Origin of the sequence: Nonomuraea sp. NPDC050310 (assembly GCF_040655795.1) — a bacterium.
GTDB lineage: Bacteria > Actinomycetota > Actinomycetes > Streptosporangiales > Streptosporangiaceae > Nonomuraea.
This window is the reverse complement of sequence record NZ_JBFAKP010000049.1, coordinates 1-8400: the sequence shown is the minus strand read 5'-3', so window position 1 is coordinate 8400 and position 8400 is coordinate 1. Positions and strand designations below refer to the sequence as shown.

General features: G+C 69.7%; 9 protein-coding genes and 1 pseudogene. 2 read left to right on the top strand and 8 right to left on the bottom strand.

Going from position 1 to position 8400, the window contains the following annotated elements; all coding sequences use genetic code 11:
* Positions 1-103 precede the first annotated feature (103 nt).
* The 5 genes and pseudogenes from AB0I67_RS42955 to AB0I67_RS42935 form a co-directional block, all read right to left on the bottom strand.
* A pseudogene (locus tag AB0I67_RS42955) lies at positions 104-908 on the bottom strand (IS5 family transposase).
* 62 nt (positions 909-970) lie between these two features.
* Positions 971-1807 carry a carbohydrate ABC transporter permease gene (locus tag AB0I67_RS42950; protein ID WP_357936736.1) on the bottom strand — a complete coding sequence of 279 codons (837 nt, stop codon included), beginning with the start codon at positions 1805-1807 and terminating at the stop codon, positions 971-973.
* On the bottom strand, positions 1804-2682 hold the full coding sequence (locus tag AB0I67_RS42945) for a sugar ABC transporter permease (RefSeq protein WP_357936734.1): 879 nt from the start codon (positions 2680-2682) through the stop codon (positions 1804-1806). The genes AB0I67_RS42950 and AB0I67_RS42945 overlap by 4 nt, the downstream gene beginning before the upstream one ends.
* 5 nt (positions 2683-2687) lie before the next feature.
* On the bottom strand, positions 2688-4028 hold the full coding sequence (locus AB0I67_RS42940) for an extracellular solute-binding protein (protein WP_357936732.1): 1341 nt from the start codon (positions 4026-4028) through the stop codon (positions 2688-2690).
* A 4-nt stretch (positions 4029-4032) separates the two neighbouring features.
* Positions 4033-5538, bottom strand: a complete 1506-nt coding sequence (locus AB0I67_RS42935; protein WP_357936731.1) for an alpha-N-arabinofuranosidase — start codon at positions 5536-5538, stop codon at positions 4033-4035.
* Between the two features lie 120 nt (positions 5539-5658).
* Here AB0I67_RS42935 and AB0I67_RS42930 point away from each other — a divergent pair, with 120 nt between their 5' ends.
* Positions 5659-6675 (top strand): LacI family DNA-binding transcriptional regulator, encoded by a 1017-nt coding sequence (locus AB0I67_RS42930; RefSeq protein ID WP_357936729.1) that lies wholly within the window; start codon positions 5659-5661, stop codon positions 6673-6675.
* Positions 6676-6677: 2 nt separating this feature from the next.
* Here AB0I67_RS42930 and AB0I67_RS42925 read toward each other — a convergent pair whose 3' ends face one another.
* From AB0I67_RS42925 to AB0I67_RS42915, 3 genes are all read right to left on the bottom strand, one after another.
* Positions 6678-7079, bottom strand: a complete 402-nt coding sequence (locus AB0I67_RS42925) for a hypothetical protein (protein ID WP_357936727.1) — start codon at positions 7077-7079, stop codon at positions 6678-6680.
* Positions 7080-7120: 41 nt separating this feature from the next.
* A complete protein-coding gene (locus AB0I67_RS42920) occupies positions 7121-7261 on the bottom strand; it encodes a hypothetical protein (protein ID WP_357936725.1) in 141 nt (46 codons plus the stop codon).
* Positions 7262-7387: 126 nt separating this feature from the next.
* Entirely contained in the window at positions 7388-7603 is a 216-nt protein-coding gene (locus AB0I67_RS42915; RefSeq protein ID WP_357936723.1) for a hypothetical protein, read from the bottom strand.
* Positions 7604-7672: 69 nt separating this feature from the next.
* Between AB0I67_RS42915 and AB0I67_RS42910 the strand changes: the two genes are divergently transcribed.
* The gene (locus tag AB0I67_RS42910) at positions 7673-7837 is read left to right on the top strand and encodes a hypothetical protein (RefSeq protein WP_357936722.1); all 165 of its coding nucleotides are present in this window, start codon (positions 7673-7675) and stop codon (positions 7835-7837) included.
* Positions 7838-8400: the final 563 nt, after the last annotated feature.

Below are 8400 nucleotides of genomic sequence, written 5' to 3'. Positions count from 1 at the left end.
ACCAACTCCCACAATCCCTCCGGCACGATCCACCCCCATTCACTCCTTCCCACGCCTCACCAACGTCCCACTCACCACATAGGACACGGTCTTAGACCGTGACTCATTTGGCGAGTCGGCGGTAGCAAATGAGGGCTGCGGCAATGGCGACGAAGGAAGCGAAGTGGCCAGCCCGGCGCTCGTACCGACGGTGCAGGCGTCGGCAGCCTGCCAGCCACGAGACCGTCCTCTCGAGACCCAGCGGTGCTTCCCCAGTCGCTGGCTGGACTCGATCCCGCGGCGGGCGATGCGCGGGATGATGCCTCGGCCGCGTAGGAAAGCCCGCAGGTAGGCGTAGTCGTAACCCTTGTCGCCATGCAGCTTGGCCGGCCGACGGCGACGCGGGCCACGACGGGAGCGGATCGGCGGAATGCCACGCACCAGCGGCTCCAGCGCCAAGCTGTCGTGGGTGTTGGCGGCACTGATCGCGACAGAGACCGGCAGACCGGTCCGTTCGGTGATGAGGTGGATCTTCGACCCTTTCTTGCCGCGATCGACAGGATTCGGGCCCGTCAGCTCCCCCCTTTCACAGCTCGCACACTGACCGAGTCGATCGCACATCGAGACCAGTCCAGTTCGCCACGGGCGCCGAGCTCGTCCAGCAGGATCCGGTACAGCTTGGCCCACACCCGGGCGGCGCTCCATTCGGTGAACCGGCGATGCACTGTCTGCCAGGAAGCGCCGAACAACGGCGGGAGCTGCCGCCAGGCGCAACCCGTGGTGGCCACGTACACGATCGCCGCCAAGATCACCCGATCCTCGACTCGCTGCCGTCCACCACCCTGTGGGCGAGTGGGTGCAGGCGGGACAACGCGCTGGAACAGCTCCCACAACTCGTCAGGCACCAGCCGTTGAAGGAAGACATCCACGGATGATCTAACGACTGACCACCAAATAAGTCACGGTCTAATCCAAATTCCACATCAACGATCTAGCCGCGGATGCCCGACCGTGAGATGCCCTCGATGACCCATCGCTGTGCCACGAGGTAAAGCAGGATCACCGGGAGGCTGGCGATCACCGCTCCGGCCATCAGCAGGTCGTAGCGGATGTTGTTGGCCCCCTGGAAGTTGCCGAGCCCGGCGGGGAGTGTGAGCGCCTCCGGGCTCAGCAGCACGTAGATGGGCCACAGGAAGTCGTTCCAGTTGGCCAGGAACGACAGCAGGAAGAGCGTCGCCAGCGCCGGTTTCGACAGCGGCAGCGCGATCGAGACGAAGATCTGCCAGCGGTTGCACCCGTCGAGCTCGGCCGCCTCCTCCAGCTCCGTGGGCAGCGTGAGGAAGAACTGGCGCAGGAAGAACACGCCGAAGGCGCCGGCCGCGGCGGGGACGATGACGGCGGGCAGGCTGTCGACCCAGGCCAGCTCGTTGACGATGAGGAAGTTGGGGATCAGCAGGACCACCGGGGGCACGAACAGCGTCGCCACGATCATCGAGAAGATCGGCGTGCGGAGGCGGAAACGCAGCCTGGCCAGGGCGTAGGCGGCGGGCGCCGCGGTCACCAGCACCAGCGCCGCGTGCCCGGTCGCGGCCAGCAGGCTGTTGAGGAACCAGGTCAGGACCGGGCTGTCGGGGCTGGCGAGGATCTCGCGGTAGGCGTCGACGGTGACCGGGTCCGGCACCCACCGGGGCGTGGTCGACTGGGCCGCCTCGCGCGTCTTGAACGAGGTGACCAGCATGTAGAGCAGCGGGCTGAGGTAGAGCGCCGCGATCACGGCCAGGACGAGGTGCAGCAGCGCCCGCCGCAGGGAGCGCAGGTCTCGGGTCATGGTCGGCGCCTGTCTCTGAAGGCGCCGAACACCAGGACGCTGACCGCCATGAGGAACGCCGCCAGGATGAAGCTCATCGCGGAGGCCGTCCCCATGTCGAACTGGCGCAGGCCGGTCTCGGCGATCAGGTAGATCGCGGTCTTGGTCTGGTCGGCCGGAGCCCCGGCGGTGATCAGGTACGACTGCCCGAACATGTTCGCCGAGGCCAGGACGGTGGCGTTGACCACGAACACCAGGACGGGACGCAGGCCGGGCAGGGTCACCGCCAGGAAGCGCCGCCACGGCCCCGCGCCGTCGACCATCGCCGCCTCGTGCAGCTCGCGCGGAATGTCCTGCAGCCCGGCCAGGAAGATGACGGAGTTGAGCCCCAGCGTCCACCACACGGTCACGCCCACCAGGGCGATCCACGCGGGCGGCAGATCCGTGGTCCACTGCACCCCGAGCCCGAGGTAGTGGTTGACCAGGCCGATGTTGCCGTCGAGCAGGAAGCGCCACAGCAGGCCGACCACGGCCACCCCGAGCACGTAGGGCGCGAAATAGACGGCGCGGTAGACGTTGCGCCCGGCGAACCGGCCGTTCATCAGCAGCGCCACCAGCAGCGGGAGGACGACGAGGATGGGGACGGAGGCCACGGTGAAGATCCCCGTGGCCCGCATCGCCGTCCAGAAGCGTCCGCCGTCGACGCTTCCGGGGTCGAACAGCTCGGCGTAGTTGCCAAGCCCGACGAACGGCTTGGCGGGCAGGTTGATGTCCCACTCGTGCAGCGAGGTCCAGAAGCCGAAGCCGATGGGCACGATCATGAAGACCGTGAACAGCGCCAGGTAGGGCGCGAGGAACGCGTACGGCGTCCACCACCGCATGCGCCGTGCTGTCACAGCGCTCACTGAGCGTACTTCCGCTTGTTGTCGGCCAGGAGCTTGTCGGCCGTGGCCACGCCCTCCTTCAGCGCGTCCGCCGGGCTCGCCTGCTTGAGCACGGCCTTGGCCACCGCCAGCTCCAGCGCCTTGCTCTGCACGTCGCCCACGCCGGGCAGGGCGGGCAGGAAGCGGAAGAGGCCGACGTCGGCGGCCAGCTTGACCTGGGGAAGCTCGGCGATCTCCGGCGCCTGCCTGGCGGAGTTGCGCGCCGGGATCATGCCGGCCTTGGCCCACTCGGTGGACTGGCGGCTCAGGTGGTCGATGAACGCCTTGGCGGCCTGCACCTTGTTGGCATCCTTGCCCGCCTGGGAGGTGAGGACGAAGTTGTGGGAGGCGCTCCAGGCCGCCGCGGCGCCGCCGATGTTGGGGATCGCGGCCAGGCCCCACTTCAGGCTCGGCGCGTTGCCCTTGAGGTCGTTGATCTGCCAGATGCCGTCCCAGGTGAGGCTGACCTCGCCGTTCTTGAAGGCGGCGTACTGGCTGTCGATGGCCACCTTGGCGGGGCTGTGGCCCTCGTCGATCTGGCGGACCATCCAGCTCAGCGCCTCCGCGCCCTGGTCGGAGCCCCACAGCGCCCGCGTGCCGTCCTCGCTGTACAGCTCGCCGCCGTGCTGCCAGAGCAGGCTCATGAACATCAGGTGCGCGGGCCACTTGTTGGGCATCCAGAAGGGGTGGGCGACCCCGGACTTCTTCAGCTCGCCCAGCGCCTGCTCGTAGCCCGCCTTGTCGGCGGGGGCCTCCTGCAGCCCGATCTTCTCCAGGTGGGCGGTGTTGAAATAGTCGGCCAGACAGTGCACGTCGAGGGGCACGCTGTAGCGTTTGCCCGCGTAGACGCCGGCGTTCCACACAGCCGGGATGAAGTCGCTCTCGGTGAGCTCCAGCGCGCCCACCACGTCGTCGAGCGGGATGAGCACCTGGCGGGCGGCGAAGGTACCGATCCAGTCGTTGTGGATGATCGCCACATCGGGGCCATTGCCCGCGGTGATGGCGGTCGGGACGGCGGGGTAGAGGTCCTCCCAGCGCCGGGTGACGTTGCGCACCTCGATGCGCCCGGCGTACTGCTTGTTGAAGGCGTCGACCATGGAGCGCATGTGCGGCCCGTCGCCGCCGGTGAACCCGTTCCAGTAGCTGAGGGTGACCTTGGGACCGGTGTACTCCCCGCCGGTGAACGTCGGCGCGGCGGCGGTCGGCGTGGCGGCTCCGGACCCGATCTTGGTCCCTCCGCCGCACGCCGCCACGGCCGCGGTCAGGCCTGCCGCTCCCGACAGGCCGAGAAAGCCGCGACGGCTCAGGTGGTGCGTCATGTCCTTACTCCTTTACGGCGAAGCGAACCATGGTCCATGAGGTCGGAGGGAGGGTGAGCGTGGCCAGGCGGTCCTGGTGGCGCAGGCCGGAGCCGGGGCGGGGCACCACGCGGTACGGCTCGGCCGCGCTGTTGGTGGCGCGGGTGTCCTCGTCGGCGAGTTCGACGTGCTCGACGGGTTCGAGCCGGTCGGGGAGCACGACGTCCAGGTCGCAGGCGGCGCGCCGGTCGCGGTTGACGACGAACAGCGTCATCGCCCCGGTGGCGGGGTCGTGGGTGGCCGTGGCCCACACGGACGGGACCTCCCCGTACCTGGCCGTCTCGATCGTGGCCGAGTCCGGCTCCACGCGCAGGACCTCGCCGCGGGCGTGGCGGGCGGTCAGGGCGAAGGGGTGGAAGATGCTCTGCCGCCAGGCGGGCCCGCCCGGCTCGGTCATGATGGGGGCGATGACGTTGGCGAGCTGGGCCTGGCAGGCGATGCCCACCCGGTCGGCGTTGCGCAGCAGCGTGATGAGCAGGCTGCCGACGACGACGGCGTCGGTGACGTCGTAGCGGTCCTCGATGAGCCGGGGTTGCCTGGACCAGTCCAGTGACGACTCGCCGCCGAAGCGGCTCTGGTACCACACGTTCCATTCGTCGAAGGAGAGCCTGAGCCGTTTGCGGCTGCGGAGCGTGGCCGCGACGTGGTCGGCGGTGGCGGCGATGGAGTGGATCATGTGCTCCATGTCGGCCGCGCTGGCCAGGAAGGAGTCGGCGTCGCCGTCGGAGGGGTCGTAGTAGGCGTGCAGGGAGATGTAGTCGACCAGGTCGTAGGTCTCCTCGAGCACCTGCGCCTCCCAACTGCCGAAGGTCGGGATGGAGCTGTTGGAGCTGCCGCAGGCGACCAGGGAGAGGGTGGGGTCGAAGCGTTTGAACGCGCGTGCCGTCTCGGCCGCGAGCCTGCCGTACTCCCTGGCCGTCTTGTGGCCCATCTGCCAGGGGCCGTCCAGCTCGTTGCCCAGGCACCACAGGCGGATGTCGTGCGGCTTGTCGGCCCCGTGCGTGCGGCGCAGCTCCGACCAGCGGGTCCCGGAGGGGAAGGTCGCGTACTCGACCAGGTCCAGGGCCTCCGCGACGCCGCGGGTGCCGAGGTTGAGCGCCATCATCGGCTCCACCTCGGCCTTGGCGGTCCAGGCCATGAACTCGTTCAGCCCGAAGCTGTTGTCCTCGACCGTGCGCCAGGCCAGGTCGAGCGTGGTGGGCCGGTGCTCGGCAGGGCCGACGCCGTCCTCCCAGCGGTGGTTGGAGACGAAGTTGCCGCCCGGGTAGCGCACCAGCGTGACGCCGAGCTCGCGCACCAGCTCCAGGACGTCCGTGCGCAGGCCGTCCGGTCCGGCGCTCGGGTGTCCCGGCTCGAAGATCCCCGTGTACACGCAGCGGCCCATGTGCTCGACGAAGGAGCCGAACAGGCGCGGTTCGACGGGGGCGACGCGGAAGGCGGGGTCGAGGGTGAGGCGGGCACGAGTCGTCAAGGGGATGGCCTCTCCGTCGGGGGGCTGTCGTGTGTTGCAGTGTTTCTACAACGTTGTTCCAACGTTGTAAATGGGGCTGGAGCGCTTACCATCGACTGCGACACCGAAGAGGGGGACGTCATGGGAGCGAGCCTGCGGGATGTGGCCGAGCTGGCCGGTGTGTCGGTCAAGACGGTGTCCAACGTCGTCAACGGCTACACCCACGTCTCGCCCGCCACCCGGCTCAAGGTCGAGGACGCCCTGACCCGGCTCGGGTACCGGCCCAATCTGTCGGCCCGCAACCTGCGGCAGGGCCGTACCGGCGTCATCGCGCTGGCCCTGCCCGAGCTCGACGCGCCGTACTTCGCCGAGCTGTCCAGGTTCGTCATCCAGGCCGCGGCCGAGCACCGCTGGCTGGTCGTCATCGAGCAGACCGACGGCAGCCTGCGGCGCGAGCGGCAGGTCCTCGACGGCGTGCGCGACCACCGCGTCGACGGGCTGATCTTCAGCCCCATCTCGATCGGCGCCGACGAACTGGCCGCGCGCACCGACGACACCGCGCTGGTCCTGCTCGGCGAGCGCATCTACGACGGGCCCGCCGACCACGTCGCCATCGACAACGTGCGGGCGGCCCGCGACATCACCGAGCACCTCATCAGCCTCGGCCGCACCAGGATCGCCGCGCTGGGCGTGCAGGACCAGTCCGTCAGCGGCACCTCTCCGCTGCGCCTGGCCGGCTACCGTGAGGCGATCGCCGCCCACGGCCTGCCGGAGTTCACGGCCGAGGTCGAGCGTTACCAGCGCGCGGAAGGGGCCGCCGCGATGACCAGGTTGCTACGCTCGCCGTCGCCGCCCGACGCGGTCTTCTGCTTCAACGACTTGCTCGCCCTGGGCGCGATGCGCGCGGTGCTCGCCTCGGGGCTGCGTGTCCCCGAGGACGTGGCGCTCGCGGGGCTCGACGACATCGAGGACGGCCGTTACAGCACGCCCACGCTCACGACGGTGGCGCCCGACAAGGCGCAGCTGGCCGGCATGGCGGTCGACCTGCTCAAGCTCCGTCTCGACGGCCGGTCAGGCCGGCCGCCGAAGGAGATGCGCGCCGGCTACCGGCTGATGATCCGCGAGAGCACGACGGGATTCCGGCCCGGCCCGCTCTGAGGTCAGCCGCTCTGGCGGCGGCGTTTCATCTCCGCCTCGGCGACGTGGCGGCGGCCGTCGAGCAGGCGGTCGCGCACGTCGCGTTCCAGCTCGCGGAAGGTGGCGTAGTAGCCGTCGTCGTAGTCCTCCACGATCTGGAAGGTCCAGCGGTCCTCGATGACGTCGCGGCCGATCAGCTCGGTGCCGATGCGCGCGGCCAGGTCACCGTGGCCGACTTGTTTCAGCTGGTCGACCACGATGTCGAGCATCAGGTCGGCTCGGCCGGTGAGCTGGTGGAAGGCGTACAGGTGTCCGCGCGCCCGCTCGACGGTCTCCAGCGCCTCGGACAGCTTGCCCACCGCCTCGACGGTCGTGTCCGCCGCGCTCTGCGGCCTGCGGTGCGCGGCATCGGGTTCATACGTCATGCACCTGTCTCTTCCTCAGGTGGCCGCGGTCAACCCCCTGCTCACCGCCCTGGGACGATGTTGACCAGCCGGGGCGCCCGCACGACCACGCGCTCCACCGGCCGCGATCCCAGCGCCGCCCGCACGCCGGGCTCCCCCAGGGCCAGGCTCTCCAGCTCGGCCTCGGCGATGCCGGACGACACGGTGAGCCGTCCCCTGAGCCTGCCGTTGACCTGGACGACGCAGGTGACCGTCTCCTCGGCGATCAGGGCGGGATCGGCCGTGGGGTAGGGCTCGAAGGCGAGGGACCCGTCGTGGCCGAGCCGGCGCTACAGTTCCTCGGCGATGTGCGGCGCCAGCGGGGCGACCAGCAGCGTCCGGGATTCGGCGACCACGCCTGGCGCTGGCCCCGCGGTTCGGGTGACGTGGTTGGTCAGTGAGATGAGCTTGGCGAGGGCCGTGTTGAAGCGCAGCCCCTCCATGTCGGCGCGCACGTCGGCGGTCGTCCTGGCGAGCAGGCGCAGGGTCGGCTCGCGGGCCTGCACGGCTATACGACCGCCTCGGCGATCGAGAGTGTCCAGGGGACCGCGTTCGGCGCCCCCGCGCTCGTGCCGGTGCTCGACGGTGTGGCCGAGGACGGCTGGGCGGCGGCGCTGGCCCTCCTCGGCAATATAAGCGACGACGCCGTCCCCTGCTCGGTAAGGATCACCCCAGATGGACAGCAGACACAGCTGACCGTGATCTGGCCAGACGGCACCGGCACCACGCTGCCCTTCTAACACCGGGCCGGATGGATGTCCCGATGCTCGATCCGCCAAGCGTGCGGTAGAGACTTGTCCCGAACCCGTCCACCCAGCTCAGCGAACACATCCGGTCGCAGTACCTACGGCGGCGGATGCAGACGGGCCGGCCGTTGTGCGCGATCCGGAGGACGCGGTCGCACAGCGACATGGGGATCCGCGCGAATCCGGTCGGCGAGGCGCCTCGAAGGAGCCGTGGATGGCTTAGCCCGCGTGGAAGTGCAAGGGCTGATACATGCCGCCCAGCAGGCTAGGGTGCCAGCTGTTCACGCGGCGGTACGGCTTGGGCCAACCTGCACTGCGGCGGAGCCGGACCTTCCCGGGTGAGGGCGTCCCGAAGGTTTTAGCCCGCCGAGCGGAGAACCATCGGAGGACCAGCTCAAGCGGGGTTGCGGGGTGTAGCGCGCGTTAGGCCGGCGCTGGGCCGGTCGGTGCCGCCGGGTGCGCGGGAGTGTCGCGGTGGAAAATCGCCAGGAGGGCGAACCAGACCAGGATCATGATCCCGGCCGGGCGCAGGAACTCCTCGGCGAGCAGGGTGCCGG

Bases quoted from the DNA above. Each gene is read 5' to 3' on its own strand.
- AB0I67_RS42950 (WP_357936736.1), bottom strand. From the start codon at position 1,807: ATGACCCGAGACCTGCGCTCCCTGCGGCGGGCGCTGCTGCACCTCGTC.
- AB0I67_RS42940 (WP_357936732.1), bottom strand. From the start codon at position 4,028: ATGACGCACCACCTGAGCCGTCGCGGCTTTCTCGGCCTGTCGGGAGCG.
- AB0I67_RS42930 (WP_357936729.1), top strand. From the start codon at position 5,659: ATGGGAGCGAGCCTGCGGGATGTGGCCGAGCTGGCCGGTGTGTCGGTC.
- AB0I67_RS42925 (WP_357936727.1), bottom strand. From the start codon at position 7,079: ATGACGTATGAACCCGATGCCGCGCACCGCAGGCCGCAGAGCGCGGCG.